General features: G+C 71.0%; 23 protein-coding genes and 1 pseudogene. 13 read left to right on the top strand and 11 right to left on the bottom strand.

Annotated features, from left to right (window positions below; translation table 11 throughout):
• Positions 1–42 precede the first annotated feature (42 nt).
• A complete protein-coding gene (locus OHS71_RS04650; RefSeq protein ID WP_328477065.1) occupies positions 43–1,905 on the top strand; it encodes a cellulase family glycosylhydrolase in 1,863 nt (620 codons plus the stop codon).
• 70 nt (positions 1,906–1,975) lie between these two features.
• On the opposite strand, the gene OHS71_RS04645 is transcribed toward OHS71_RS04650, so the two are convergent.
• On the bottom strand, positions 1,976–3,232 hold the full coding sequence (locus OHS71_RS04645) for a YncE family protein (RefSeq protein ID WP_328477063.1): 1,257 nt from the start codon (positions 3,230–3,232) through the stop codon (positions 1,976–1,978).
• A gap of 179 nt (positions 3,233–3,411) precedes the next feature.
• On the opposite strand from OHS71_RS04645, the gene OHS71_RS04640 reads away from it, so the two are divergent.
• The gene (locus OHS71_RS04640) at positions 3,412–4,101 is read left to right on the top strand and encodes a TetR/AcrR family transcriptional regulator (RefSeq protein ID WP_328477060.1); all 690 of its coding nucleotides are present in this window, start codon (positions 3,412–3,414) and stop codon (positions 4,099–4,101) included.
• 155 nt (positions 4,102–4,256) lie between these two features.
• Here OHS71_RS04640 and OHS71_RS04635 read toward each other — a convergent pair whose 3' ends face one another.
• Positions 4,257–5,510, bottom strand: a complete 1,254-nt coding sequence (locus OHS71_RS04635) for a glycosyltransferase (RefSeq protein WP_328477058.1) — start codon at positions 5,508–5,510, stop codon at positions 4,257–4,259.
• A gap of 231 nt (positions 5,511–5,741) precedes the next feature.
• Between OHS71_RS04635 and OHS71_RS04630 the strand changes: the two genes are divergently transcribed.
• Together OHS71_RS04630 and OHS71_RS04625 are read left to right on the top strand one after the other, a co-directional pair.
• Positions 5,742–7,700, top strand: a complete 1,959-nt coding sequence (locus OHS71_RS04630) for an RICIN domain-containing protein (RefSeq protein ID WP_328477056.1) — start codon at positions 5,742–5,744, stop codon at positions 7,698–7,700.
• 146 nt (positions 7,701–7,846) lie between these two features.
• Positions 7,847–8,620 (top strand): hypothetical protein, encoded by a 774-nt coding sequence (locus tag OHS71_RS04625; RefSeq protein ID WP_328477054.1) that lies wholly within the window; start codon positions 7,847–7,849, stop codon positions 8,618–8,620.
• A gap of 323 nt (positions 8,621–8,943) precedes the next feature.
• Here the strand turns inward: OHS71_RS04625 and OHS71_RS04620 are convergent, their stop codons facing one another.
• Entirely contained in the window at positions 8,944–9,309 is a 366-nt protein-coding gene (locus OHS71_RS04620; RefSeq protein ID WP_328477052.1) for a nuclear transport factor 2 family protein, read from the bottom strand.
• 171 nt (positions 9,310–9,480) lie between these two features.
• Here OHS71_RS04620 and OHS71_RS04615 point away from each other — a divergent pair, with 171 nt between their 5' ends.
• Positions 9,481–9,780 (top strand): hypothetical protein, encoded by a 300-nt coding sequence (locus OHS71_RS04615; protein ID WP_328477050.1) that lies wholly within the window; start codon positions 9,481–9,483, stop codon positions 9,778–9,780.
• 99 nt (positions 9,781–9,879) lie between these two features.
• Here OHS71_RS04615 and OHS71_RS04610 read toward each other — a convergent pair whose 3' ends face one another.
• Positions 9,880–11,634, bottom strand: coding sequence for an ABC transporter ATP-binding protein (locus OHS71_RS04610; protein ID WP_328477048.1), 1,755 nt, complete (start codon positions 11,632–11,634; stop codon positions 9,880–9,882).
• A 174-nt stretch (positions 11,635–11,808) separates the two neighbouring features.
• Here OHS71_RS04610 and OHS71_RS04605 point away from each other — a divergent pair, with 174 nt between their 5' ends.
• The 3 genes from OHS71_RS04605 (at position 11,809) to OHS71_RS04595 (ending at position 14,567) form a co-directional block, all read left to right on the top strand.
• Positions 11,809–12,894, top strand: coding sequence for an S-(hydroxymethyl)mycothiol dehydrogenase (locus tag OHS71_RS04605; RefSeq protein ID WP_328477046.1), 1,086 nt, complete (start codon positions 11,809–11,811; stop codon positions 12,892–12,894).
• Positions 12,894–13,523 (top strand): MBL fold metallo-hydrolase, encoded by a 630-nt coding sequence (locus tag OHS71_RS04600; RefSeq protein ID WP_328477044.1) that lies wholly within the window; start codon positions 12,894–12,896, stop codon positions 13,521–13,523. The genes OHS71_RS04605 and OHS71_RS04600 overlap by 1 nt, the downstream gene beginning before the upstream one ends.
• A 129-nt stretch (positions 13,524–13,652) precedes the next feature.
• On the top strand, positions 13,653–14,567 hold the full coding sequence (locus OHS71_RS04595; protein WP_328477042.1) for an SDR family oxidoreductase: 915 nt from the start codon (positions 13,653–13,655) through the stop codon (positions 14,565–14,567).
• A gap of 4 nt (positions 14,568–14,571) precedes the next feature.
• On the opposite strand, the gene OHS71_RS04590 is transcribed toward OHS71_RS04595, so the two are convergent.
• Positions 14,572–15,108, bottom strand: coding sequence for a hypothetical protein (locus OHS71_RS04590; RefSeq protein WP_328477041.1), 537 nt, complete (start codon positions 15,106–15,108; stop codon positions 14,572–14,574).
• A 26-nt stretch (positions 15,109–15,134) separates the two neighbouring features.
• Between OHS71_RS04590 and OHS71_RS04585 the strand changes: the two are divergent.
• A pseudogene (locus tag OHS71_RS04585) lies at positions 15,135–15,851 on the top strand (MFS transporter); the annotation flags it as partial.
• 114 nt (positions 15,852–15,965) lie between these two features.
• Here OHS71_RS04585 and OHS71_RS04580 read toward each other — a convergent pair.
• Positions 15,966–17,357 (bottom strand): pyridoxal phosphate-dependent decarboxylase family protein, encoded by a 1,392-nt coding sequence (locus OHS71_RS04580; RefSeq protein ID WP_328477039.1) that lies wholly within the window; start codon positions 17,355–17,357, stop codon positions 15,966–15,968.
• Between the two features lie 242 nt (positions 17,358–17,599).
• Here OHS71_RS04580 and OHS71_RS04575 point away from each other — a divergent pair, with 242 nt between their 5' ends.
• Positions 17,600–18,295 carry a L,D-transpeptidase gene (locus OHS71_RS04575; protein ID WP_328477037.1) on the top strand — a complete coding sequence of 232 codons (696 nt, stop codon included), beginning with the start codon at positions 17,600–17,602 and terminating at the stop codon, positions 18,293–18,295.
• 47 nt (positions 18,296–18,342) lie between these two features.
• Here OHS71_RS04575 and OHS71_RS04570 read toward each other — a convergent pair whose 3' ends face one another.
• The 4 genes from OHS71_RS04570 to OHS71_RS04555 are packed head-to-tail and all read right to left on the bottom strand — an operon-like array spanning position 18,343 to position 22,836.
• Positions 18,343–19,545: a Gfo/Idh/MocA family protein gene (locus tag OHS71_RS04570; RefSeq protein ID WP_328484393.1), complete on the bottom strand. Its 1,203-nt coding sequence runs from the start codon at positions 19,543–19,545 to the stop codon at positions 18,343–18,345.
• A gap of 14 nt (positions 19,546–19,559) precedes the next feature.
• Positions 19,560–20,906: an ABC transporter substrate-binding protein gene (locus OHS71_RS04565; RefSeq protein WP_328477035.1), complete on the bottom strand. Its 1,347-nt coding sequence runs from the start codon at positions 20,904–20,906 to the stop codon at positions 19,560–19,562.
• A gap of 10 nt (positions 20,907–20,916) precedes the next feature.
• Positions 20,917–21,855, bottom strand: coding sequence for a carbohydrate ABC transporter permease (locus OHS71_RS04560; RefSeq protein ID WP_328477033.1), 939 nt, complete (start codon positions 21,853–21,855; stop codon positions 20,917–20,919).
• Between the two features lie 15 nt (positions 21,856–21,870).
• Positions 21,871–22,836, bottom strand: coding sequence for a carbohydrate ABC transporter permease (locus tag OHS71_RS04555; protein WP_328477031.1), 966 nt, complete (start codon positions 22,834–22,836; stop codon positions 21,871–21,873).
• 167 nt (positions 22,837–23,003) lie between these two features.
• Between OHS71_RS04555 and OHS71_RS04550 the strand changes: the two genes are divergently transcribed.
• The 3 genes from OHS71_RS04550 (at position 23,004) to OHS71_RS04540 (ending at position 24,747) form a co-directional block, all read left to right on the top strand.
• Positions 23,004–24,164 (top strand): ROK family transcriptional regulator, encoded by a 1,161-nt coding sequence (locus OHS71_RS04550; protein ID WP_328477029.1) that lies wholly within the window; start codon positions 23,004–23,006, stop codon positions 24,162–24,164.
• 111 nt (positions 24,165–24,275) lie between these two features.
• A complete protein-coding gene (locus tag OHS71_RS04545) occupies positions 24,276–24,446 on the top strand; it encodes a hypothetical protein (RefSeq protein ID WP_328477027.1) in 171 nt (56 codons plus the stop codon).
• Between the two features lie 160 nt (positions 24,447–24,606).
• Complete coding sequence (locus OHS71_RS04540) at positions 24,607–24,747, top strand: hypothetical protein (protein WP_328477025.1); 141 nt, start codon at positions 24,607–24,609, stop codon at positions 24,745–24,747.
• A gap of 2 nt (positions 24,748–24,749) precedes the next feature.
• On the opposite strand, the gene OHS71_RS04535 is transcribed toward OHS71_RS04540, so the two are convergent.
• A complete protein-coding gene (locus tag OHS71_RS04535; RefSeq protein WP_328477023.1) occupies positions 24,750–26,135 on the bottom strand; it encodes a S1 family peptidase in 1,386 nt (461 codons plus the stop codon).
• Positions 26,136–26,249: the final 114 nt, after the last annotated feature.

Raw genomic sequence — 26,249 nt, 5'->3', positions numbered from 1 at the left:
GAAGTATTGACGGTGTCCGGGAATCACCGGACCGTAGTGCGCATGGGCAATCTCCGGGCTCGTCTGCTCGCTGTTCTGGTGGTCCTCAGCGGACTCTGCGGCTTCATGACGATGGCGGGCTCCCCGGCCGCCACCGCCGCCACGTTCCCCGACTCCCTCTCCTTCGACGGCACGGCGCTCACCGTGTCGGGCGGCCGCTTCCTCGACGCGAACGGCCGCGAGGTCGTACTGCGCGGCTACAACGTCTCCGGCGAGACCAAGCTCGCGGAGAACAAGGGCCTGCCCTTCGCCTCCGTCGCCGACGCCAAGAAGTCGGCGACGGCGCTGCGCGCCCTCGGCGGCGGCAACTCCGTGCGCTTCCTGCTCTCCTGGGCCTACGCCGAACCGGTGCGCGGCCAGGTCGACACCACCTACCTGGCCGCCGCCACCGAACAGCTGCGCGCCTTCCTCGACGCCGGCATCCGCGTCTACCCCGACTTCCACCAGGACCTCTACTCCCGCCACCTGTTCAACGCGGGCAGCTGGTACACCGGCGACGGCGCTCCCAAGTGGGCGGTGGACCTGGGCGGTTATCCCGTCGAGTCCTGCGGCATCTGCTTCCTCTGGGGGCAGAACATCACCCAGAACGGCGCCGTGAAGGCCGCCCAGTACGACTTCTGGCACAACAACCACGGCCTCCAGGACTCCTTCCTGGCCACCGCCCAGAAGACCATGGCCTACATCAGGACGAACATCACCGCCGAGGAGTTCGCGGGCGTCCTCGGCTTCGACCCCTACAACGAGCCCTACGCCGGCACCTACGAGTCCGGCCAGAACAGCCGCACCTGGGAACGCGACCTGCTGTGGCCCTTCTACCTCAGGTTCCGGGCCCGGATGGACGCGGCCGGCTGGACCGACAAGCCCGCCCTCGTCGAGCCCAACCTCTTCTGGAACGGCAACGTCAGCAAGGAGGAGGGCGGACTCCTGGACGCGGGGACGCTCGGCTCCCGCTATGTCTTCAACACTCACTTCTACGACCAGAAGGCCATCTCCGGGATCCTGATGTGGGGCAACGCCGAGGACGGCCAGTACGTGACCGACTTCGGCACGGTCCGCGACCGTGCCTCGGCGGCGGGGACGACGGCGATCGTCAGCGAGTTCGGCCACCCCCTGAACGGAAACACCGCGGGCAAGGCGCCGACCGTCCTGAAGGCGATGTACCAGGCCCTCGACTCCCGGGTGAAGGGCGCCAACTGGTGGACCGCTCCGGCCACATCGGGTCCGGTCCTGTCCGGGTCGCAGTGGCAGTGGGACATCTACAACGGCCGCCACCACGAGCTGATGAACGGCAACGCCGACAAATTGCTCACCACCGGCGACGCCTGGAACGACGAGGACCTCTCCGCCGTACGCCTGGACGACGGCGGCGCGGCGGCCCTGCGCCAGGACGCCCGGCTGCTCGACCGGATCTACCCGAGCGCCACCTCCGGCACGACCGTCGCCTTCACCTACGAGGACCGCTCGCGCGACGGCTCCACCACGCTCACCTGGAACCCGGTCCCCAGCTCCCTGCCCAGCACCAGGCAGCTCGTCGGCTCCGGCCAGTACGGGCTGCTGGTGTGGCGTTCGAGCGGCGGCACGGCGCCCACCGAACTGCACCTGCCCGCCTCCTTCCCGACCGCCACGACGACGGTCGTCTCCGACCTCGGCACGGTGTACGGCCCGCCCGCGTACACCACCACCACGAAGATCGCCGCGGCCGCCGAGCCGGGCGGCACGGGCAGCCGGCGTCTGCTGCTCAGCGCACCCGACTCGGGAACCTTGCACTACGCCCTGGTCACCAACGGGGCGACCGCGCCGTCCGGGACCCTGCTGGCGGCGGCCCGCACGGAGCTCTCGACGTGGGTGACCCAGAAGGTGGGTTAGCCGCGCCGGACGACGACGAAGGGGTGGGTGGCGGTCACCGCCACCCACCCCTGTCGCGTCCCGGGAGCCGTCAGCTGCCGGTTCCGGTCCAGTTCGCCGCCACATGGCCGAGCCGGACCCGCTGCGGGTGGTCGCCCACGGGGACCGACACCAGCTTCTGTCCGGTGGCGAAGTCGATCGCCGTGACCTGGTCGGCGCCGCTCTCGGAGATCACGCAGCTCTTGCCGTCACCGCTGACCGTGGCCCAGTAGGGCTTGGAGGCGGTGACCAGCGGGCCCTCCTGGAGGGTGGCGCGGTCGACGACCGTGGCGTAGTCGTCCATCGTGCCGGCGACGCACAGCTTGGTTCCGTCGGGGCTCATGGAGAGGCCGTGGTGGCGCGAGTCGTTGACGTAGGTGGTGCGGTCGTCGCTGGTCGCGGGGTTCTTCGGGAGGGTCTTCGTCCGGGTGATGCGGTCCGTGGCGAGGTCGTACTCGAAGAAGCCGTTGAAGAACGAGACCTGGAAGTACAGCTTGGACTCGTCCGGTGAGAAGACCGCCGGGCGCACCGCGTCCGAGTAGTCCGTGAGACCGATCGCGTCCAGTCGCTGCCGCATGTCGATGATCTTGACCTGCTGGTACGTGTTCGCGTCGACGACGGTGATGCGCCGGTCGCCCTTGGTGAAGTCCTGCCACGGCGCGTCCTGCGAGGTGTTCACGTCGCCGATCGCCATGTTGTAGATGTACTTGCCGTCCTTGGTGAAGATGTTCTCGTGCGGCTTGTCGCCGGTCTTGAACGAGCCCAGCTGCTTGCCGGTGTTGATGTTCAGGACGTGCACGGTGTTCGAGATCGAGGCGGAGACCGCGACCCGGGTGCCGTCGGGCGAGACGGCCATGTGGTCCGAGCGGTAGCCGGACACCGGGAAGCGCCAGTTGATGTTCCCGGTGGCCAGGTTGATGGAGACGACATCGGCGAAACTGGGCCGGGAGACGACCACCGACGCGCCGTCCGGCGTGGTGTACATGTCGTCGACGAACTGGTCGTGACCCTCGCCGACCCCGTTGCGGATGGCCTGGAAGTAGATCCACTTGATCGGGTCGGCGTTGATCGCCGCCATCCGGGCGTCCTTGTCGGGGATCACGTTGATCCGGCCGATCTTGGCGAAGTCACCGCTGGACTTGATGACGTCCGCGGTGCCCTCCCAGTTGTTGCCGACGAAGAGCACCTCGCGCAGCGCGGCGGCGTCGGAGGCGTCGGAGACCGCGGTGGCGGCGGTCGCGGGAGCGGTGACGGTCAGGACGAGGGCGGCGGCTACGGAGCAAAGGTGCCTGGTTCGGAAGGCAGGCATGGCTGCTCTCTCCTCTGGGCGGAAGGGGTGGGGACAGGGCGGTTGTGCCCGCCCGAATCTGAACACGGGTGCATTCAGAGTTGACTTACTGGAAAGTAAGGAAGGGGTGCCCTTCGCCACAAGCCCCTGTACGCGACAAACTTGACGGCGGGGGAGCACGGAACGACGAGGGAGGGTCAGTGGCGGGCAGGCTCAGGGCGCCGACCGGCCGGTACGGTGGCAAGACCGCCGAGCAGCGGCAGGCCGAGCGGCGCGGGAGATTCCTGGCGGCGGCGTTGCAGTCGTTCGGGGACGTCCCCGGCTACCGCGGCACCACCGTCGCGTCGCTCAGCGTGGCGGCCGGTCTGTCGACCCGCCAGTTCTACGAGGAGTTCCGCACCCTCGAGGACGTCCTGGCGGCGCTGCACCTCCAGGTCAACGACTGGGCCGAGGAGGCGGTCCTGGCCGCCTTCGCCGCCGCGGGGGACGCGCCGCTCGTCGAGCGGGTCACCGCGATCTTCCGGGCCTACGCGGCCAACGTGACCGCCGACCCGCGCCGCATCCGGATCACCTTCGTGGAGATCGTCGGGGTCAGCCCCCGGCTGGAGGAACAGCGGCTGGCCCGCCGTGCCCGCTGGGTCGACCTCATCTGCGCCGAGGCGACGGCGGCCGCCGCCCGCGGCGAGGCGGCTCCCCGGGACTACCGTCTCGCGGCGACGGCCTTCATCGGCAGCGTCAACGGCCTCCTCCACGACTGGAGCTCGGGATGGGTGGACGCCACGCTGGACGAGGTGGTCGACGAACTGGTGCGACAACTGCTGGGAATCCTCCGACCGGCCGGCTGGGCACCCGAGCCCCCCGCAGGACCGGTCCGGTCACCCGCACGGTGACAGGGGCGCGGCACGCGCTCGCGGCGGGGGCGCCCGCCGGCCGCGTAGGCGGCGGCCGCCCCCGCTCGACTGTGCGTGAGCGCGTGCCTCGGAGCCCGCCCGCCCGCCGGTCGTTCTTCGGGCGCCGGCGCCTCCCGCGACCGGTCGGCCGGGGCTCAGCCGCTGCTTCCGGGGCCCTCGGACGACAGCCGGCGAACGGCTTCCACCACCCGGCTCGTACCGTCCTCCTCGCGCACCCGCGTGCCCAGCGTCCGTGCCCGCTCACGGAGCCCGGGGTCCCGGGTGGCCCGCAGCAGCGCCTCGGTCAGGGTGCCGGCGGTGAGCCGGCGCAGCGGCAGCGATCGCGGCGCCACGCCGAGGCCGACCAGCCGGTCCGCCCAGAAGGCCTCGTCGAACTGGACCGGTACCGGGACGGCCGGGACCCCGGCCCGTACGCCCGCCGCCGTCGTGCCCGCCCCGCAGTGGTGAACCACGGCGGCCGTCCGCGGGAACAGCAGCGCGTGCGGGACGTCGTCGACGGTCAGCATGTCGTCGCCGTCGGCCGCGAGACCCGCCCAGCCGCGCTGGACGACCCCGCGCAACCCCGCCCGGCGCAGGGCCCGGACGATCTCCGCGCTCAGCCGCCGCGGGTCGGGCACGGTCGCGCTGCCCAGCCCGACGAAGACCGGCGGCGGCCCCGCGTCGAGGAACTCCCGCAGAGCGGCGGGGAGTTGCGTCTCGCGGTCGTACGGCCACCAGTACCCGGTGATGTCCAGCTCCGCCCGCCAGTCCCGGGGGCGTGGCACCACCAGCGGGCTGAACCCGTGCAGGACCGGCCGGCCGGGCCGTCGCCTGCCCCGTGGACCGGCGCCGGGGCGGCGTACGGCGGGCATCCCCAGCCGGGCCCGCACCGCCGGCAGGGCGGGTGTGAAGATCTGCTCGACGGCCACCCCGAGACCGTGTCCGGCGAGCCGGTTGCCGACCGCTCCCCATGAGCCGCCGCCCAGCAGCGGCGGTGCGAACTCCCGTGTGGGGGCGATGGGTTGCAGGTGGAGGTCGAGGCTCGGCAGGGAGAGTCCCTCGGCGATGGTGTGCCCCAGTGGCGCCACCGAGGCCGACAGCAGCAGGACGTCGCTGACGCGGGCGGCGGCCATGAGGTCGTCGGTCATCAGTCCCACCAGCGACCGCGCCATCCGGGCCACCCGCAGCAGCTTGCCCGGGCCGCTGGCGCTGCGGTGCAGCGCCCGGCCCCGTTCGGACTCCAGCTCCGCCCGGGGATCCACCGGCAGTGCGTGGAAGCCCACCCCCGCACCGGCGGCCAGCGGCGCGAACCGGGCGTGTGTCACCAGGGTGACCTCGTGTCCCGCGCGCACGAGTGCGTGGCCGAGGCCGGTGAAGGGGGCCACGTCACCCCGGGATCCCACTGTCATGATCGCCACTCGCACGACGGACAGTATGGCCGCACGGAACCCGGTCGCGGGCGAACGACCCTGTGAAGGCAGCCAGTTCACTCTTGAGACCGGTCACATCACTTCTGTCACAGGCGTTGACTTCACCCTCCGGCAGCTCTACTTTCGGCGCGCAACATGTTCGGTTCACCGACCTCTGTTCGGCATATCGAAGCATCTCGCATCGCGATCGCCCGAAGCTGGAGCCGCCGTATGTTTCCCCCACACTCCGCCCGCACGGTGCGGGGCCGCAGATCCGTCGCCGCACGGCTGCTCGCCCTGCTGCTGACGGTGACCGCCGCCCTGCTGTTCGCCCAGCCCGGCACGGCCCAGGCCGCGACCTCGCGCCAGATCGCCGTGCCCACCGCCCCGATGGGCTGGGCCTCCTGGAACAGCTTCGCTGCGAAGATCGACTACGGCGTCATCAAGCGGCAGGTCGACGCCCTCGTCGCGGCGGGCCTGCCGGCGGCCGGGTACGACCACATCAACATCGACGAGGGCTGGTGGCAGGGCACCCGCGACAGCGCGGGCAACATCACCGTCGACGAGTCCGAGTGGCCCGGCGGCATGAGCGCCATCGCCGACTACATCCACAGCAAGGGTCTCAAGGCAGGCATCTACACGGACGCCGGCAAGGACGGCTGCGGCTACTACTTCCCGACCGGCCGCCCCGCCGCACCGGGCAGCGGCAGCGAGGGCCACTACGACCAGGACATGCTCCAGTTCTCGCAGTGGGGCTTCGACTTCGTGAAGGTCGACTGGTGCGGCGGTGACGCCGAGGGCCTCGACGCGGCGACCGCGTACACCGCGATCAGCGGCGCCGTCGGCAAGGCGACGGCCGCCACCGGCCGCCCGCTCACCCTGTCCATCTGCAACTGGGGCTACCAGAACACCTGGAACTGGGCCCCCGGCCTCGCCCCGATGTTCCGCACCAGCACCGACATCGTCTACTACGGCAACAAGCCGTCGATGACGAACCTGCTGTCCAACTTCGACCAGGGACTGCACGCCACCGCCCAGCACACCGGCTACTACAACGACCCGGACATGCTGATGGTCGGCATGGACGGCTTCACCGCCGCGCAGAACCGCACCCACATGAACCTGTGGGCGGTCTCGGGCGCCCCGCTGCTCGCCGGCAACGACCTCACCACGATGACCACGGAGACGGCGAACATCCTCAAGAACCCCGAGGTCGTCGCCGTCGACCAGGACGCGCGCGGCCTCCAGGGCGTCAAGGTCGCCGAGGACACCAGCGGAGCGCAGGTCTACGGCAAGGTCCTCGCCGGCAGCGGCAAGCGCGCCGTGGTCCTGCTCAACCGCACAGCCTCCGCCCAGAACATCACCGTCCGCTGGTCCGACCTGGGCCTGACCGGCGCCTCCGCCACTGTGCGCGACCTCTGGGCCCGTGCCGACGTCGGCTCGTACGCCACGGGCTACACCGCGAGCGTCCCGGCGGGCGGTTCGGTCATGCTGACCGTCACCGGCGGCACCGAGGCATCGGGCAGCACCTACACCGGCACGTCGAGCTTCTCCGGCGTGGCCGCCGGGAACACCGGCCTGAAGGTCGTCGACGTCGCCTACACCAACACGGCGTCCACCGCCCGTACCGCGACCCTGAAGGTCAACGGCCAGACCGCGACCACGGTCTCCTTCCCGCCGACGGGTTCGGCGCAGGGCACGATCACCCTCCAGGTGGCCCTGTCCAAGGGCTCGGCCAACACGCTCGCCTTCACAGGAGCCCCGGCCCTCGCCGACATCACGGTCAAGCCCCTCGCCGGAGCGAACGGCGCCCTCGTCGTCGGCAAGCAGTCCGGCCGCTGCCTGGACCTGTTCAACAGCACGATCACCAACGGCACCCAGGCCGAGCTGTGGGACTGCAACGGCGGCTCCAACCAGGCCTGGACGTACACCTCCCGCAAGGAACTCGTGGTGTACGGGAACAAGTGCCTGGACGCCTACAACCTCGGGACCACGAACGGCACCAAGGTCGTCATCTGGGACTGCAACGGCCAGAACAACCAGAAGTGGAACGTGAACGCCGACGGCACGATCACCAACGTCAACGCGGGGCTGTGTCTCGACGCCAACGGGGCGGGGACGGCCAACCGCACCCCGATCGTGCTCTGGTCCTGCGGCACCGCCGACAACCAGAAGTGGACCCTGACCTGACGGCCGGGCGGTGGTCCGGCCGACGTGCCGGACCACCGCCCTCCCCGGCGCGAACGCCCGGCATCCGGTGAGGGGAACCGGATCCCGGGCGTTTCCCGTGTCTGTCGACGTGCCGGATCTGTCGACGTGCCGGACCAGGGGGGACCATGCCGGACACCAGCGGAAGCGAACAGGTCAGGACCAGGGGCGGGCGCGTCCGGCGCGCGGCGTTCCGCTTCGCCATGGTCGCCCTGATCCTGCTGCTCGCCGGACGCACCTACCAGGAGACGGCCGTGGCGCTCGCCCGGTCGAACGGCTCCCTGCGCACCGCCGTCGCCGGCGTGACGGAGCTGACCTCGCACACGCAGTCCGGGCACGCGGGCGGCGGACAGGCCGGCGGCAGCGGCGCGTACGTCAGCCACACCGAGTACACCGTCCGACTGGCCCTGGGCGCGGAACGCAAGGAGGTCGACGAGGTCGACGACCGGATCGGGCACGACCTCTGGAAGGGCAAGCAGGTCACGGTCGGCCTGTGGCACGGCCGGGTCGTGGAGATCGACGGCCGGGACGTGTGGCCGGGCTGGCACCTGGGAGGGCTGGACGTGACGCTGATCGTGCTGTCCCCGCTGACGACCGGCTATCTGATCGCCCTCGCCGTGTCCGCCGCCGGCCTCCTGGCGGCCCGGACGGGCCGGGTCCGGCCGGGCCGCGACGACCGCTTCGGGCCCTGCGCGCTCGGCTGGGCCGTCGCCATGGCGGCGTTGCTCGCGCTCCACGTCTACGCGATCTTCGGACACGTCCTCGCGTACTGGCCCGCCGTACCCGTCTGCGTCGGTACGGCGGTGGCGCTGGTGAGGCTGAGCGGGGTGATCCGGCGCCTCGGGCGTATCGCCGCCGAGGGCGCTCCGGCCGACACGGGAGGCACGCCGGAGCGATCCTGAGCGCGGCTCCCCGCGGCGGCCCCGCCGGGATCCGCTCCGCCCCGGAACACTCTCACCCGCCCCGCCCCGCCCCACTCGCCGCACGCGCGGGCACGGGAATTCACCGGCGTCGGCCGCGTCCCGCCCGGACGGCACGCGGCGCCGGAGACGGCGGACGGGACCGCGAGGCCCCAGAGCCGTCCGAGCAGAGCGACGGGCACCCCTCGGACCGCCGCGGAAACCCGGACCGGCAGGACGGGCCGGACGCGACCGCCGCCGCCCCGCACGCACCGAAGAGGTCCAGGTCAGCCGGGAGGTGACCTGGACCCCTGAGGTCTTCCTCCCTACTCGTCCCATGCCTGGATCATCGTCTGCTCGACGATCTTGCCGTCCCGCAGCGTGATCATCGACTCGGCGAGAACGCGCACGCCGTCCGCGTACCGGCAGGACTCGCTGAAGGCGGCGCGGTCGCCCTGGACGATGCACTCCTCCAGCTTGTGCGTCATGTCCCGGCTGTAGACGTCGTCGAGCATCCGGCCGATCTCGTCCCGGCCGTGCAGCACCTTGGGCCGGCTCGGCTGGGTGTTGTGGTCGATGACGTGTATCTCCGCGTCATCGGCGTAGAGCGACAGCAACGTCGACGCGGCCTGTCCCTCTATGCCTCTGCGCAGGGTCTCGGTGTCGAAGGCGGAGCCTGCGGCGGTGCCCATGGTGACCTCCTCCGAGGGCCGCGGCCGACGGGAGGCCGGGCCGCCCGACCCTCACCTTCGAGGCTCCTCCGGCAGGCCGGGCTCGGCAAGCGCAGCCGGTCGTCTCCGCCTCTCGGGTGAGCGCCGCCGTCCACCCGTGTCCGCCAGGGCACCCGAGGCGTTGCTGAGGGCATGATCTCCACTCGACGCATCGCCGCTCTCGCCGCTCTCGCCGCCGGGGTCACGGGCCTCGCGGCGCCCATGGCGAACGCGGCCGACGCCCCGACCGCCGGCCGGCTCAACCCGATGACCGCGCTGGACTCGCTCGTCGCCGCTCAGATCCCCGCGGAGCACCGGGCCGACCTGCCGCCGGTCTCCAGGCAGCTGGGCGAGCTCAACAAGGTCAGCGGGCTCGACCAGTTGAGCGAGCTGCACCAGGTCACCGACCTCGTCGCCCCCGTCACCGGTCTGCTGCCCGGCATCCAGGGCTGAGCGACCGTTCCGGGGTCGAGCGACCCACCTCTCCCCACGGGGGCCGTCCGGACGACCGGGCGGCCCCCACCCGTGTCCCGCCCCCGTCGGCCGGCACCGTCACTCGACCGTCGCGAGGAACTGGGTGGCCGCCAGTTCGGCGTAGAGCGGGTCGCCCGCCACGAGTTCACGGTGCGTACCCACCGCGCGGACCCGGCCCGCGTCCATGACGACGATCCGGTCGGCCGTCGTCACCGTCGACAACCGGTGCGCGACGACGAGGACCGTCGTGGTCCGGGCCACGTCGGTGACCGTGTCCCGCAGCGCCGCCTCGTTCACCGCGTCCAGCTGGGAGGTCGCCTCGTCGAGCAGGAGAAGCCTCGGCCGGCGCAGCAGCGCACGGGCGATGGCCACCCGCTGCCGCTCGCCGCCGGACAGCTTGGTCCCGCGATGTCCGACGAGGGTGTCCAGCCCCTGCGGCAGCCTTTCGACCAGGTCCTCCAGCCGGGTCGTCTTCAGCACGCCCCGTACCGCGTCGTCGTCCGCCGACGCGTTGCCCAGCAGCAGGTTGTCGCGCAGCGAGCCCGACAGCACGGGGGCGTCCTGCTCGACGTAGCCGATGGCGGAGCGCAGCCGGGACAGCTCCCAGTCCGCCACATCGCGGCCGTCGAGCGCGATGGTGCCGGACTCGGGGTCGTAGAACCGCTCGATGAGCGAGAACACAGTCGTCTTGCCCGCACCCGAGGGTCCGACGAACGCCGTCATGCCCCGGGCCGGCACGGAGAACGTCACCCCGTGGTGGACGTACGGCAGATCGTCGGCGTACCGGAAGCGGACGTCGGCGAAGTCCAGCGCGGCCGGTTCGGCGGCGGGCGGGGGCAGCCGTTCCGGCCGGGACGCCGGCTCGGCGGGCAGCCGCAGCGCCTCCTGGATACGGCTGAGGGCCGCCGAACCCGTCTGGTACTGGGTGATCGCGCCGACCACCTGCTGGATCGGCGACATCAGATAGAAGACGTACAGCAGGAACGCCACCAGCGTGCCTATCTGGATCGCGCCCGTCGCGACCCGGGCCCCGCCCACCGCGAGGACGGTGATGAAGGCCGTCTGCATCGCCAGACCGGCCGTGTTCCCCGCGGCAGCCGACCACTTGGCGGCGCGCACGCTCTGCCGCCAGGACTCCTCGGCCGCCGCGTGCAGCGTCGCCTCCTCACGGTGCTCGGCGCCCGACGCCTTCACCGTGCGCAGCGCCCCGAGTACCCGCTCCAGCGAGGCGCCCATCACCCCCACCGCGTCCTGCGCCCGGCGGCTCGCCCGGTTGATCCGCGGCACGATCACGCCGAGGACGGTCCCCGCGCAGAGGATCACGGCCAGTGTGACGCCCAGCAGCACCGGGTCGACCAGGCCCATCATCACGACCGTGGCGGCCAGGGTGAGCCCGCCGGTGCCGAGGCCCACCAGCGAGTCGATGGTGACCTCGCGCAGCAGGGTCGTGTCGGAGGTCATGCGGGCCATCAGATCGCCGGGCTCGCTCCGGTCGACGGCGGTGATCCGCAGCCGCAGCAGATACGAGGACAGCGCCCGCCGCGCACCGAGCACCACCGACTCGGCGGTGCGCCGCAGCACATACGAACCCAGCGCGCCCACCGCGGAGTTGGCGACCACCAGGGCGGTCAGGGCGAACAACGCCCCCGATATCGAACGGTCGTGACCCAGGTCGTCGATCAACTTCCGTGCCACCAGCGGTAGCAGCAGTCCGGTGGCGCCTGTGACGAGCGACAGCGCCGCACCCGCCAGCAGGGACCGGCGGTGTGGCCGTACGTAATCGAGCAACAGCCGCCAAGGGGGCCGGTCGCCGGCTGTCTCTGCGATGGTCACGGGGCTCCTCGGAGGGTCGGGTCGAGAGGCCTCAGGCTACGTCGGGCGGCGCGCGGTGCGGCCGGGAAGGGCGTGTTCAGGACGGGTGCCGGCCCCGCCTCACGTGCCCTTACCGATCAGTCACGCGTAGGGTCGGCGCAGGGACGGACGACCGCCGAAGAAAGGGGCAGCAGCATGCCGCAGGAAGTGCGTGGAGTGATCGCGCCGGGGAAGAACGAGCCGGTGCGGGTGGAGACCATCGTGATCCCCGACCCCGGCCCCGGTGAGGCCGTGGTCCAGGTGCAGGCCTGCGGGGTCTGCCACACCGACCTGCACTACAAGCAGGGCGGGATCAACGACGAGTTCCCCTTCCTGCTCGGTCATGAGGCGGCGGGTGTCGTGGAGGCGGTCGGCGAGGGCGTCACGGACGTCGCACCCGGCGACTTCGTGATCCTGAACTGGCGCGCTGTGTGCGGTCAGTGCCGGGCCTGTCTGCGGGGCCGGCCGTGGTACTGCTTCGACACGCACAACGCGAAGCAGCGGATGACCCTGCTCGACGGCACCGAGCTGTCCCCGGCGCTGGGCATCGGCGCGTTCGCGGAGAAGACGCTGGTGGCGGCCGGGCAGTGCACGAAGGTCGACGCGTCGGTGTCGGCCGCGGTGGCCGGGCTGCTGGGCTGCGGTGTGATGGCCGGGATCGGGGCGGCGATCAACACGGGCAACGTCGGCCGTGGTGACACCGTCGCCGTCATCGGCTGCGGCGGAGTGGGGGACGCGGCGGTGGCCGGGGCGAACCTGGCGGGCGCGGCGAAGATCATCGCGGTCGACATCGACGACCGGAAGCTGGCGAAGGCCCGCACCATGGGGGCCACCCACACGGTCAACTCCAAGGAGACCGACCCGGTCGAGGCGATCCGTGAGCTGACCGGCGGCTTCGGCGCCGACGTCGTCATCGAGGCGGTCGGCCGCCCCGAGACCTACAAGCAGGCCTTCTACGCCCGCGACCTCGCCGGCACGGTCGTCCTCGTCGGCGTCCCCACCCCGGAGATGAAGCTCGAACTGCCGCTGCTCGACGTCTTCGGGCGCGGCGGCTCGCTGAAGTCCTCCTGGTACGGCGACTGCCTTCCCTCCCGCGACTTCCCCATGCTGATCGACCTGCATTTGCAGGGCCGCCTGGACCTGGGGGCGTTCGTGAGCGAGACCATCGGACTCGACGAGGTGGAGAAGGCGTTCGAGCGGATGCACGGCGGCGACGTGCTGCGCTCGGTGGTGGTGCTGTGATGACCGCGCGCATCGAACGCCTCGTCACCTCGGGCCAGTTCAGTCTCGACGGCGGCACCTGGGACGTCGACAACAACGTCTGGATCATCGGCGACGACCACGAGGCGATCGTCATCGACGCCGCGCACGACGCCGATGCCATCCTGGCCGCCGTGGGCGGACGCCGGCTGACGGCCATCGTGTGCACCCACGCCCACAACGACCACGTGTCCGCCGCGCCCGCCCTGGCCGACGCGACCGGCGCCACGATCTGGCTGCACCCCGACGACCTGCCACTGTGGAAGCTCACCCACCCGGACCGCGATCCCGACGCCCACCTGGCCGACGGACAGGTCATCGAGGCGGCCGGCACCGACCTGACCGTGCTGCACACGCCCGGGCACGCACCCGGCGCGGTCTGCCTGCACGACCCCGGGCTCGGCGTGCTCTTCACCGGCGACACCCTCTTCCAGGGAGGACCGGGCGCCACCGGCCGCTCGTACTCCCACTTCCCGACGATCATCACCTCCATCCGGGACCGGCTGCTCGCGCTGCCGCCCGAGACGAAGGTGCTGACCGGTCACGGCGACAGCACGACCATCGGCGCCGAGGCGCCCCACCTGGACGAGTGGATCGCCCGGGGGCACTGAAGCGGTCACCCGACCGGGTGACCGGGCGGGTGAAAGACGACAGGAGGTGTCCGGCTTCCGCGCGATCCTCGTTCCGACGCCATCGATCCTCGATGACGACGCCGTCGAGACACACGCAGGAGGTCGGACATGTCCGGTCCGCTGGAAGGCAGGGTCGCCCTGGTCGCCGGGGCGACACGGGGTGCGGGACGCGGGATCGCCGTGGAACTGGGGGCGGCCGGCGCCACCGTCTACGTGACGGGACGCACCACCCGCGCCCGGCGCTCCGAGTACGACCGTCCCGAGACGATCGAGGACACCGCCGACCTGGTCAGCGAGGCGGGCGGCCAGGGGATCGCCGTGCCCACCGACCATCTCGACGCCGGCCAGGTCCGCGCCCTCGTCGAGCGTGTCGCGCGGGAGCAGGACCGCCTCGACGTCCTGGTCAACGACATCTGGGGCGCCGAGCACCTCTTCGCGTGGGACACCCCCGTCTGGGAGCACGACCTGGACAACGGGCTGCGCCTCCTCCGGCTCGCCGTCGAGACCCACGCGATCACCAGCCACCACGCACTGCCGTTGCTGCTGCGCCGGCCCGGCGGACTGGTCGTCGAGATGACCGACGGCACCACCGAGTACAACCGCGACACCTACCGCGTGAACTTCTTCTACGACCTCGCCAAGACCTCCGTCCTGCGCATGGCCTTCGCCCTCGCTCACGAGATCGGGCCGCGCGGCGCCACCGCCCTCGCGCTCACCCCCGGCTGGATGCGGTCGGAGCTGATGCTCGAACAGTTCGGCGTCCGCGAGGACAACTGGCGCGACGCCCTCGACCGCGTGCCCCACTTCGCCATCTCGGAGACACCCCGCTACGTCGGCCGGGCGGTCGCCGCCCTGGCCGCCGACCCCGACGTGGCCCGCTTCAACGGGCGGTCCCTGTCCAGCGGAGGTCTGGCGCCGGTGTACGGCTTCACCGACCTCGACGGCAGCCGCCCCGACGCCTGGCGCTACATGGTCGAGGTGCAGGACCCGGGGAAGACGGCCGACACCACGGGATACCGCTGACCGCTCACGACGGCGGCACCGGCAGTGTGGGCCAGCGCGCCGAGTGCCCCGGTGGCAGGTCGAGGTCCTCGCGCACGGCCGTGTAGTAGCCCTCACGGCCGGCGCGCTGCCGCTCCAACAGCGCCTGCCAGGCCTGCGGGTCGTGCGTCCCGTCGCGCAGGAACCGCTCCATGTCCATCACCACGCGCACCCACACCCGGGCCCGCTCCACCGCGTCCCGGCTGCCCAGCATGATCAGCGCCTCGCCGGAGGGGTCCCGTCTGTCGGTCGCCTGCGCCAGCAGCGGCTCGGCCTCCTGCGGCGACATCGGATGCGGATGCGGGTCGTTGCCGAAATGCGCGGCGACCCGGTACGCCAGATTCACGGACGCCTTCAACGTCCGCGCGTAGTCGCTGTACACCGACAGACGCCGCTCCTCCCAGCGGGCCGCACGCTCGCGCCGGAACCGGACCCGGTCACTGCGTACGACCGCGGCATAGGAGCCGAGGGCGCCGACGACGACACCCAGAAGGGCGGGGAGTTGCTGAAGGAACGCGGTCATACCCGCACGGTCTCCGTCCTGTTGACGTGGTAGAGGCGCTTAACAGCCCCTGTAGATCTTTTCACTTGTCCTGCCGGGAGGACGTCGGGCAGCGTGCAACCGTGCACACCCCCTCACAGCCGGCCGCCTCACCCTGGCGCGTCCGCGACTTCCGCGTCCTGTTCTCGGCCACCGCACTGAGCCAGCTCGGCACGAACGTCAGCTACGTCGCCGTGCCCCTCGTCGCCGTGACCGCGCTCGACGCGAGCCCCGGACAGGTCGGTGCGCTGGCCACGCTGAGCACGGTCGCGTTCCTGTTCATCGGCCTGCCGGCCGGGGTCTGGGTGGACCGGATGCGGCACGGCCGCATCCTGATTCTCGCGGACGTGTCGCGGGCCGTGCTGTTCTCGTCCGTACCCCTCGCCTGGCAGGCCGACGCGCTCACCCTCGTCCACCTGTACGCGGTGGTCCTGCTCAACGGATGCGCGACCGTCTTCTTCGACGTCGGCTCGCAGAGCGCGCTGCCCCAGGTGGTCGGCCGCGCCGCCCTGGTGCGCGCCAACACGGCCGTGGTGAGCCTCCAGGCCGTGGGCGGCATCGCGGGACGCGGGGCGGGCGGCGGACTCGTCCAACTGCTCACCGCGCCCGTGGCCGTGCTCTGCGCGGCGGGCGCCTATCTCGTCTCCGCGCTCCGGCTCCTGGCACTCGGGCGGGGCGACGACGCGCCCCGCCCGGCACCCGGGGCCCGGCTGGGCGCCCAGATCGCGGAGGGCGTACGGCATGTCCTCGCGGGCACGACGACCCGGTCGCCGGCCTTGAGGTCGGGGACCGCGGCGCCGACCTCCGTCAACTCCCGCGGCAGCGGGGGGCGCTGCCGCTCAGCCCGGGAGTGCCGAAGTGAGCGCCCCGAGCACCCGCTCCACGTCCGCCCGCGAGGTGCGCCAGTTGCTGAACGCGGCCCGCAGCGCCGGGACCCCGCCGTACACCGTCGGCGTCAGGAACGCCTCCCCGGACGCCGCCACGGCGTCCGCCAGCGCGCCGAGCCGCGCCGGCGTCGGGTCGTCGGCGAGAGTGAAGCAGACGACGTTCAGCCGCACCGGGGCCAGCAGCCGCAGCCCGTCCAGCGCGGCGACACCCTCACCGAGCCGGATCGCGAGGTCCACGCTCCGCTCCACGATCTCGCGGTGCCCGGCCCGCCCGTAGGCCACCAGCGAGAACCAGGCCGGCAGCGCGCGCAGCCGCCGGGAGTTCTCCGGGGTGAGGTGGACGAAGTCGGGCTCGCCGGTGGGCAGTCCGAGGTACGGCGAGGCGTTGTGGAAGACCCGCACCTGGAGGTCGCGGCGGCGGGTGAACTGCACGGCCGCGTCATAGGGCACGTTGAGCCACTTGTGCAGGTCCACGCAGACCGAGTCGGCCGCGTCGAGCCCGTCGACGAGGTGCGCGTAGGCGGGGGAGAGGGCGGCGAAACCGCCGAACGCCGCGTCCACGTGCAGCCAGAAGCCGTACCGCTCCTTCAGGGCCGCGATCGCCCGCAGATCGTCGAAGTCGACGGTGTTGACGGTACCCGCGTTGGCCACCACGATCGCCGCCCTGCCGTCCAGCGCGGCCAGCGCCGATTCGAGGGCGACGACGTCCACTGCCTCCCGGCCGCCCGGCAGCACGGGCACCTGGCGCAGCCGGTCCCGGCCGATGCCCAGTACCGACAGCGCCTTGGCGACACTGGAGTGCGGGCTGCCCGAGAGGACGTCCACGGCTCCCAGTGCGGCCGCGCCCTCCCGGGACACGTCCACCCCCAGCCGTTCGCCGAGCCACTCACGGGCGACGGCGAGGCCGACGGTGGTGGAGACGGTGGCGCCGGTCACGAACGCCCCGCTGTGCTCCTCGCCCAGCCCGAACAGCTCTCGCAGCCAGGCCACGGTCTCCCGCTCGAGCGCCGCCGCCCAGGAGCCCCCGGACCCGGAGACGTTCTGGTCGTAGGCGGCGGTCAGCCAGTCTCCGGCGACCGACGCGGGCGTCGCGCCACCGGTGACGAAGCCGAGGTAGCGCGGGCCGGCCGAACCGGAGAACCCGGGGGCCCAGTGCTCGGCGAACCGAGCGAGAGCGCCCTCGGACCCCGCCCCGTCGTCGGGCAGGGCCGTCCGGCCGGGCGGCGCGTCCAGGCGCACGACCGGGCGCTCGGCCAGGCCGGTCATTTCACGGACGGCGAAGTCACGGGCGGACCGGAGGAGCTCGGGAAGCCTGGAGAGATCGTCGGCGAGATCGCGGTGCATGGGGGGAACCTAGGACGGGAGCACCGGCCGGCGCGCGATCCAATCGAAGGAAACTGGACCGGACGCCGGGCAGACCCTCCAGGATGAAACGGTCCGAATCAGGCATAAGAGGTGGCTGAATCGGTCGCGGCGGTGGGGAAGTTCACTGTTTCGTCACAGGTCGGCCCGGCCTACAACCGATGCCGGGGGACAGATGTCTAGGAGGGAGAGATCGCCACACTTGTGCCAGGGAGAGGGCAGCCATGGGGGACATACGCAGACGAGGGGCCGTCGTGCTCGGGCTCACCGGCCTGGTCGCGCCGTTGACGCTGGCGCTGGGCGCGGCGCCGGCCCAGGCCGCGAGCTGTACGACGCAGGCCGGGCCCTACCAGAAGCAGGTGGAGAAGTTCCTCGGCCGGCCCGTCGACGGCAAGCAGTCGAGCACCGACTGCAAGGCCATCCAGGCCTTCCAGAACAAGCACGGCATCAGCCCGAACATCGGCTACGCCGGGCCCGTCACCTGGGGCGTGATGGACCTGATGAACAAGCAGAAGGCCGTGGGCAACAAGCCCAACAAGGCCGGCAAGTGCCCGACCAACAAGGGCCGCATCGCCTGCGTCAACCTCACCCTCCAGCTCAGCTGGATCCAGGACGGCAGCAAACTGGTCTACGGGCCCGTCCCGGTCCGCACGGGCCGCGACGGGTACGAGACCCGCACCGGTCTGAAGAAGATCTACTGGCGCCACATCGACCACGTGTCGAGCATCTACAACGTGCCCATGCCCTACAGCCAGTTCTTCGACGGCGGTCAGGCCTTCCACTCCGTCGGTCTCAGCATGTGGAACCCGCCGGGTTCGCACGGCTGCGTCAACATGACCACGACGACCGCCAAGAAGTACTGGTCGCTGCTGAAGAACGGCGACGACGTCTTCGTGTACGGCCGTAAGCCGGGCACCTGAGCCGCTCAGGTCGCTGAGGCGGCGAGGGCGCCCGGCGTTCCCGGGCGTCACGCCTCGGGCGCGTCCCCGAAGTCCGGGATCTCCAGCCTGGTCCCGCCCTGCCGCGCGGACTCGTGCGCGATGACGCCCGGCAGGGTGTAACGGGCCGCGACCCAGGCGTTCACCGGCGGCAGCCTACGGCTGTTCACGGCGGTCACGAAGTCGTCCACCAGGAAGTGGTGACTGCCCTCGTGCCCGTTGTGCAGTTCGTCGAACTCCCGCGGCAGCCGCGCACGGTCGTGTACGGGCGCCGACCCGGAGGTGAAGGCGGCCCGCAGATCGGGCGCGATGTGCTGGAGCGACGGGTCGTCGGGGGACAGGGTGGGCTTGGGTTCGAGCAGCTCGCTGATGTCCTTCACACCGTTCTTGTCCTGCCACAGCGCCACCGTCGCCAGCTGTTCCATGCTCGCCTCGGTGCCGAAGAAGCGGAAACGGGACTCCCGGATATGGGAGGGGTATCCCACCCGCCGGAACTCGTTCGTCCGGAAGGAACCGCCGCCCGCCACCTCGAACAGCGCGGTGGCGTTGGAGAAGTCGTTGCCGAACTGGCTGACCTCCTTGTCGAAGACGCCGTCCCCCCGCCCGTCGACGACGCCGATCGCCGACACGCTCACCGCGTGCGTCCGCCAGGCGCCCAGGACGCCGCCCACCGAGTGGGTGGGGTACAGCAACGGGGGATAGCTGGCGGTCGCCTTCCAGTTCTCGCCGCCGCTGTACTGATAGGCCTCGTAGAAGCCCAGGTCCATGTCGTGGACGTAGTCGCCCTCGGCGTAGAAGAGGCGCCCGAAGGCGCCGTCCGCGATCTGGTTGCGGGCGTGCACGGTCGCCGGGTTGTACTGACTTGTCTCGCCCATCATGTACGTCAGTCCGGTCGCCTTGACGGCGTCGATGATCGCCGCTATCTCCTCCGCGGTGATCGCCATGGGGACGGCGGAGTACACGTGCTTGCCGGCCGCGAGACCCTGGAGGACCAGGGGGCCGTGCGTCCAGCGCTGGGTGAAGACGGCGACCGCGTCGACCGCCGCCGACTCCAGCATCGCCTCGTACGAGGGGAACGTGCCCGTCAGACCCACCTCGGCGGCGAGCCGCTCGGCACGTTCGGGCAGCAGGTCGGTGACGTACACGTCACCGACGCCGGGGTGAGCGAGGAACAGCTTGGCGAACTGGCCCGAGAACTGTCCGGCACCGACGATGCCGAGGGAGAACGTCATGTGTGGCATGCCCTTCACTGGTCGAGAATCAGGTTGATCTGGCTGGTGGTCCGGTCCAGGCTGCTCACGGGCTTGCCGTTGCCGAAGATGTCCTGCATGGCCGGGTGCATCAGCGCGTACACGTCGGCGGCGTAGTTGGTGATCGGATAGGAGAAGGTCGCGAAGTGCTTCTTGTCCGAGACCGGTTCGGTGAACGCGCTGACGTCGATGCCTTTCTTCCGGTACGCCGCCACCGCGGCCTCGGTGCCGTCGGGCGTCGCCGGGAAGACGATCCCGTAGCCCCCCACCGTCTTCTGGCACTCGTCCGACGCCAGGTACGCGACCCACTTCTTCGCACCCGCCTTGTTCCGGGCGTTCCTGGTCACCGAGTCGGCGAGTCCGTTCATCATCGTGGCCCGTTCGCCGGTCGGGCCGGCCGGCGTGACCGCGGTGTCGATGTCCATGCCCTTGAAACCGTCGTACGACGAGATCATCCAGGCGCCGTCGAAGGAGGCGGCCGCCTTGCCCGCGGACACCTGGGTGTTGGCCTGGTTGGACTGGGAGTTGTAGTCGGTGAAGGGCACCATGTAGCCCTTCTTCGCCAGACCGAAGTACCACTTGACGACCGACTGGAAGGTCGAGCTGTCGTACCGGTACTTCGTGCCCCACCGCTTCCGGTCGGTGTAGGTCCAGCCGGCGGAGGCGGTGAAGGTGCTCCACTGGGTCTGGCCGTCGCCGTCGCCCCCGCCGTTGGTCGCGAGGCCGTACACCTTGACGTGGTTCTTGTCGAAGCCCGGCTCGTCGCCCCGCCTGCCCTTGCTGTCGACGGTCAGGTGCGCGATGGCCTTCTCGAAGGTGCCGCCGTCCTCGGGGTTCCAGGACAGGCCGTTCAACTGCTCGCGGGTCAGGCCCGCGTCCTTGGCCATCGCGCGGTTGTAGAAGAGGGCGACGGTGTCCCAGTCCTTCGGCGCGCCGTAGCGGTGGCCGTCCTGGCCCATCCAGTTGGCCCCCAGCCCCGGCTGGTAGCGGGCGTCGTCGATGCCCAGGTCGTCGAGCGGTTCCAGCACCTTCAGGTCGGCGAACTGGCCGAACTTCTGGATGTGGTCGGTGAACACGTCCGGCTCGGTGCCCGCGATGAAGCTCGCGGTGAGTTTGGTCCAGTAGTCGTCCCAGCCCAACTGGGTGATCTTCACCCTCAGTCCGGGGTTCTGCTCCTGGAAGTCCTTCGCGCACGCCTCGTAGGCGGGCTGCTGGTTGGCGTCCCACAGCCAGTACGTCACCGTGTGCGCCGACGATCCGGCGCCGCCCTGGGCGCAACCGCTCACCAGGGACAGCCCGAGCACCCCGGCCAGCGCGGTGACCGTACGCATCCGTATCCGCATGTCCGTCCCCTTACTTGATGCCGGTGAAGCTGATGGAACTGACGATGCGGCGCGCGAAGAACCCGAAGAGCACGAGCATGGGCAGGGCCGCGATGAGGGTGGCCGCCATCAGGCCCGACCAGTCGGTGCCGGTCTGCGGGGTCTGTGCCCGGAAGATGGCCAGCGCCACGGTGAGGACGCGCGAGCTGTCGCCGTAGGAGACCATCAGCGGCCAGAAGTAGTCGTTCCACGACGTGATGTACGTCAGTACGGCCAGGGTGAGGACCGGCGTGGACGCCATCGGCAGCAGCACCCGGAAGAAGATCCGCACCTTCCCGGCGCCGTCGAGCAGCGCCGCTTCCTCGACCTCCCTCGGGACGTTCATGAAGAACTGGCGCAGGAAGAAGACCGCGAACGGCGTCATGAACATCGTGGGCAGGGCGATCCCCAGCAGGGAGTCCACCAGGCCGAGTTCCTTGATGAGGACGAAGTTCGGCAGCAGGGTGAAGATGGTCGGCACCATCAGGCCGGCGAGGAACAGGGCGAACACCCTGTCCCGGCCCCGCCAGCGCAGCCGCGCGAAAGCGTACGCGGCCATGGCGGAGAAGAAGATCTGACAGACGGTGACGATGGTCGAGACGATCACCGAGTTGAGCAGATAGCGCCAGAACTTCAGCCCGCCGCCCGCGCCGCCCTGCGCGACCGCCTCCGTGGTCGACTGGAGGCCGAGCGCCCGCTCGAAGCCGCCCGAGGTCAGATCGACCGGCAGCGGGTCGCCCGGACTCGCGGCGAGTCCGGAGTTGGTGGACAGCGCGGTGCGCAGGATCCAGTAGAACGGCAGCAGGGTGATGAGCATCATCACACCCAGCACCGCCCAGGCCACGATCCGCCCGGGGGTGGGCCGGCGCCTGAGGGGACGTACGTGCGTCGCCGGGGTCGTCCCGGTCGCGGGGGTGGTCACGGCAGCCATGTCGACTCCTCCCTTTCAGCCGAGGTCGGTGTGGCCGGCCCGGGTCAGCCGGTACTGGACGAAGGTGATCGCGCTCAGCACGACCAGCAGGGCCACGGACATCGCGGAGGCGTAGCCGAACTGGAAGCGGGCGAAGGCGGCGCCGTAGATGTAGTACTGGAGGACGTTGGTGGCGTCCGCCGGACCGCCCCTGGTCGTGACCGCGACCGTGTCGAACACCTGGAACGAACCGATCACCGTCATGATCAGCACGACCGCCAGGACCGGACGCAGCAGCGGCATCGTGATCCGCCAGAACATCCGCCACTCGCTCGCGCCGTCCACCTTCGCGGCCTCGTACATGTCGTTCGGGATGGCCTGGAGGCCGGCGAACAGCAGCAGCGCCGTGTAGCCGACGTGCCGCCACACGTTGATCAGGGCGATCGTGGGGATCGCCCAGGTCTCGTCGGCCAGGAACGGGATGCGGTCGAAGCCCAGCGCCGAGATGATCTCGTTGCCGATGCCGAGCTGGGTGTCCAGGATCCAGAGCCAGACGATGCCCGCGACCACGTTCGACATGAGGTACGGCGTGAGCACGATCCCGCGCAGCACCGCCGACTGGGTCAGCCGCTGGAGGAGCACGGCGATCGCCAGCGCCGAGACGGTCTGCACCCCGATGTTGATGACCACGTAGGCGACCGTGACCTCGAGGGAGTTCCAGAAGATCGGGTCGTGCACCATGCGCACGTAGTTGTCGAGGCCCACCCACTCCGCCGGCGTGAGCAGGTTGAAGCGGGTGAAGCTCAGGTAGATGCCGCGCAGCGTGGGCCAGAGCAGGAAGACCACGAATCCCAGCAGGGCCGGCGCGATGAACACCGCGGCGAGCCGCCCGTCACCCCGGCTCTCACCCGCCGCCGGCCGGTCGGTGCGCGGCTTGGTCACAGTCCCCTCCGCGCTGCCCAGCGGCAGCGGTGACGGAGGACTGCTGGAGGCGATGGTCATCGGGAGACTCCCTCGTCTGCGGCGGCTCGCTCTCGGCCACTTACTTTTGAGCCGAAAGAATTCAGCGTCAAGGGGTTGGTGAACATCTTTTCGCGCGGGCCGGGTGGCTCATATAGTGACCTTGATACTTTCAAGGCAAAAAGAAATCGTGTGGGAGTCTGACCCTCATGACCACAGGTACCGCCAGCTGGCTGCCGCTGAGCCCGGGGGAGCGTTCGGTCGCGATCGAGGTGCTCGTCCACGGCCCGCTCTCGCGCACCGACCTCGCCCGGCGGCTCAGCCTCTCCGCGGGCAGCCTCACCCGGCTGACCAAACCCCTGATCGAGTCGGGCCTGCTGGTCGAGGTGTCCGACGGGGGCATCGCGGTGGAGACCCGCCAGGGGCGCCCCTCGCAGCCCCTCGACGTGGTCGCCCAGTCCCGCTATTTCATCGGTTTCAAGATCACCGCCGACACGGTGTACGGCGTCGTCACCACACTCCGCAGTGACATCGTCGCCCGTCACGACCGGCCGCTCCCCTCGCACGACCCCGAGGACGCCGTCCGCGTGCTGGGCGAGATGACCGAGGAACTGGCCCGTGCCCACCCCGGTCTCGCCGGGATCGGCATCGGGGTGGGTGGGCGCGTCGAGGACCGGACGACGGTCGGGGAGTCACCCTTCCTCGGGTGGCGGGACGTCCCACTGGCCGCGCTGGTCGCGGAGCGCACGGGCCTGCCCGTCGTCCTCGAGAACGACGTGGCCGCCCTGGTGGAGGCCGAGACCTGGTTCGGCGCGGGACGCGGCCTGGACCGCTTCGTCGTCCTCACCATCGGTGCGGGCTTCGGCTACGGCCTGGTCCTCTCCGGCCGGCGGGTGCCCTGCGTCGAGGAGGACGGCGGCTTCGGCCGGCACTGGATCATCGACCCCAGCGGGCCGCTCACCCCCGAGGGGGAGCGCGGCAGCGCCGTCTCGCTGCTGACCATCCCCAGCATCCGCTACCAGGTCCAGGCCGCCACCGGCCGGGAGCACACGTACGAGGAGATCCTCGCCCTCGCGGCCGCCGGGGAGCCCATGCCGGCCCGCGTCATCGGCGAGGCGGCCCGCGCCCTGGGTGTGCTGGTCGCCCAGATCGCCAACTCGGTCATGCCGCAGAAGGTGCTGCTCGCCGGTGAGGGGGTCGGTCTGATGGACGTCGGCGGGGCGACGGTCGAGGCGACCGTCCGTGCCCACCGGCACCCGCTGGCCGTCCCCGTGGCGCTGGAGACCAAGGTCTCGGACTTCCACGACTGGGCGCGCGGCGCCGCGGTGCTGGCCATCCAGGTACTGGTCCTGGGATCGGCCGAGAGCTGAACTGTGCTGTGGGGGTTGACAGATGGACGTGATCAGCAACACGTCCGATATGTCCGTTTAATGGGTGATGACTCACGCGGTCTTCACGTCCGACGCCGTAAGCTTCACGCCATGTCCACCACTGTCGAAACCCTCTCCGAGCGATCGGCCGCAGAGGTCAACGAAGAGATCCGGGCCCTGTGGCGCCGGTCGGGCGGGACACTGAGCGTCGAGCAGCGCGAGGAGTACCAGCGGCTCGTCCTGGAGTGGGCCGCCGCGCCGCACTCCGTCGAAGCGGCCTGACCGCCACCCGATCCCTGACGTCCCGCACCGCATCGGCTGTCCCCACCGGGGCACCCACCGATCCACGCCGGCCCTCGCTACGGCGGCCCTGCTGATCGGGGCCGGGGCGGCCCTCGGCCTTTCGCTCTTCCAACTCGCCGCCCACCGGGAGCTCCTGGCCGTGGCGGTCGTCGTCGCCGCGCTCTACCCCGCCCTGCCGGTGATGCTCGGCCTGGCGCTGCTGCACGAGCGGGTCAGTGCCGGACAGGCGCCGGGACTGACCGGCGCCGCGGTCGCCACCGTGCTGCTGGCGCTCGGCTGAGGTCACCCCCAGGTCGCCGAGTAGTAGCGCTGGTAGGCCTTGCGGTCCTGTTCGGCACGGAAGTACCGGGTCGCGACGAGGGCGACCATGCTGCCCGCGATGACCAGCAGACCGGGGCCGATGTTCCTGGGGTCGGTGAGCTTGGAGGCGAGGGTCTCGCTGACGCCGTTGCCCGTCACGGGAGTCGTCGTGCCCGGCGAGGCCGCGCCCGGGGAGAGCCCCGCCTGGGTGGAGGAGGCGGACGGCGCCGGATCGGCGGACGAGGTGTTCGCGCCGGAGTTGCCGGAGGGGGCGGCCACGATCAGCTGCACGCCGAGCTGGGCCAGGGCCTTGGTCACCGGCTGGAAGAAGGTCGTACCGCCCGTGGTGCAGTCGCCGCTGCCGCCCGAGGTGATGCCGAGGGCGATGCCGTCGGAGAACATCGGACCGCCGCTGTCGCCGGGTTCGGCGCACACGCTGGTCTCGATCAGCCCGCCGACGGTGCCCTCCGGGTAGTTCACCGTCGCGTCGAGACCGGTGACCTCGCCGTCGCGCAGTCCGCTGGTGCTGCCGCTGCGGAACACCTTCTGTCCGACGGCGGCGTCGCCCGTGCCCGTGATCCGCACCCCGTTGCCGTTGCCGATGGCGACCACGTCGGCACCGACACCGGCCTTTCCGCTCGCGTACTGCACCAGCGAGAAGTCACTGCCGGGGAAGTTGGAGTTCACCGTCTGGCCGACCTGCTGCTTCGCCTGGTTGTCCGCGAACCAGGTGGACCCGGTGGGCCCGCAGTGCCCGGCGGTGAGGATGAAGTCGTTCGACCCGTTGGTCACGTTGAAGCCGGCCGAACAGCGGCCGCCGGTCGACAGGATCGGCTGGGCGCCGTTGATCCGGGTGGTGAACTTGCCGGTGGTGCGCTCCATGTGCACGAAGCTGCCGATGCCGGTGGCCGTCTGGGTCAGCTGCGACCAGTCGGCGGCGGACACGGTGCTGTCCGCCTGCACGACGACCTGGTTCGACCGGTAGTCCATCACCCACGCGGTGCCGGGCACCCGGGGCGCCGAACGCAGCGTGGCCGCGGCCGACTTGAGCTCGTTCATGCTGTGCGGGACGACCTTCGCCTCGGCGCCCGCCTGCCGGACGGTGTCGGCCGTCTCCTCGTCGGTGACGGCGACGACCGGACGCCCGGCGGCATTGAGCCAGGTGCCCGCCGTGCGCGAGGTGCCGAGCTTCTTGACGAGGACCGCCCCCGGATTCGTCACGACGGACTCCGCCGCACCACGCGGCGTGGTGCCGGGCGGCTCGCTCGCCATGGCGGCCTGCGTGACCATGACCCCTCCGAGGAGCAGCCCGCCGACGGCCGCCAGCCGTGTCACTCGCCGGACGGTCCGTCGTCGTACATGCCTCATGTCATGGCTCCCGAAAACCCTGAACGCACGGCCTCAACACCGCGGGGCGCTCCGGTCGTCGAGTGCCCTCACCTCCATACGTGCGCGGACACCGCGGCGTTCACTGCGGGAATG

The sequence above is a fragment of the Streptomyces sp. NBC_00377 genome (assembly GCF_036075115.1).
Taxonomy (GTDB): Bacteria; Actinomycetota; Actinomycetes; order Streptomycetales; family Streptomycetaceae; genus Streptomyces.
The sequence above is the reverse complement of the archived record's forward strand: the minus strand, read 5'-3'. Positions and strand labels throughout refer to the sequence as shown.

Bases quoted from the DNA above. Each gene is read 5' to 3' on its own strand.
- OHS71_RS04545 (WP_328477027.1), top strand. From the start codon at position 24,276: ATGTCCACCACTGTCGAAACCCTCTCCGAGCGATCGGCCGCAGAGGTC.
- OHS71_RS04575 (WP_328477037.1), top strand. From the start codon at position 17,600: ATGGGGGACATACGCAGACGAGGGGCCGTCGTGCTCGGGCTCACCGGC.
- OHS71_RS04560 (WP_328477033.1), bottom strand. From the start codon at position 21,855: ATGGCTGCCGTGACCACCCCCGCGACCGGGACGACCCCGGCGACGCAC.
- OHS71_RS04645 (WP_328477063.1), bottom strand. From the start codon at position 3,232: ATGCCTGCCTTCCGAACCAGGCACCTTTGCTCCGTAGCCGCCGCCCTC.
- OHS71_RS04535 (WP_328477023.1), bottom strand. From the start codon at position 26,135: ATGAGGCATGTACGACGACGGACCGTCCGGCGAGTGACACGGCTGGCG.
- OHS71_RS04570 (WP_328484393.1), bottom strand. From the start codon at position 19,545: ATGACGTTCTCCCTCGGCATCGTCGGTGCCGGACAGTTCTCGGGCCAG.
- OHS71_RS04580 (WP_328477039.1), bottom strand. From the start codon at position 17,357: ATGCACCGCGATCTCGCCGACGATCTCTCCAGGCTTCCCGAGCTCCTC.
- OHS71_RS04625 (WP_328477054.1), top strand. From the start codon at position 7,847: ATGCCGGACACCAGCGGAAGCGAACAGGTCAGGACCAGGGGCGGGCGC.
- OHS71_RS04620 (WP_328477052.1), bottom strand. From the start codon at position 9,309: ATGGGCACCGCCGCAGGCTCCGCCTTCGACACCGAGACCCTGCGCAGA.
- OHS71_RS04630 (WP_328477056.1), top strand. From the start codon at position 5,742: ATGTTTCCCCCACACTCCGCCCGCACGGTGCGGGGCCGCAGATCCGTC.
- OHS71_RS04605 (WP_328477046.1), top strand. From the start codon at position 11,809: ATGCCGCAGGAAGTGCGTGGAGTGATCGCGCCGGGGAAGAACGAGCCG.
- OHS71_RS04590 (WP_328477041.1), bottom strand. From the start codon at position 15,108: ATGACCGCGTTCCTTCAGCAACTCCCCGCCCTTCTGGGTGTCGTCGTC.
- OHS71_RS04595 (WP_328477042.1), top strand. From the start codon at position 13,653: ATGTCCGGTCCGCTGGAAGGCAGGGTCGCCCTGGTCGCCGGGGCGACA.
- OHS71_RS04635 (WP_328477058.1), bottom strand. From the start codon at position 5,510: ATGACAGTGGGATCCCGGGGTGACGTGGCCCCCTTCACCGGCCTCGGC.
- OHS71_RS04550 (WP_328477029.1), top strand. From the start codon at position 23,004: ATGACCACAGGTACCGCCAGCTGGCTGCCGCTGAGCCCGGGGGAGCGT.
- OHS71_RS04600 (WP_328477044.1), top strand. From the start codon at position 12,894: ATGACCGCGCGCATCGAACGCCTCGTCACCTCGGGCCAGTTCAGTCTC.
- OHS71_RS04565 (WP_328477035.1), bottom strand. From the start codon at position 20,906: ATGCGGATACGGATGCGTACGGTCACCGCGCTGGCCGGGGTGCTCGGG.
- OHS71_RS04615 (WP_328477050.1), top strand. From the start codon at position 9,481: ATGATCTCCACTCGACGCATCGCCGCTCTCGCCGCTCTCGCCGCCGGG.
- OHS71_RS04650 (WP_328477065.1), top strand. From the start codon at position 43: ATGGGCAATCTCCGGGCTCGTCTGCTCGCTGTTCTGGTGGTCCTCAGC.
- OHS71_RS04555 (WP_328477031.1), bottom strand. From the start codon at position 22,836: ATGACCATCGCCTCCAGCAGTCCTCCGTCACCGCTGCCGCTGGGCAGC.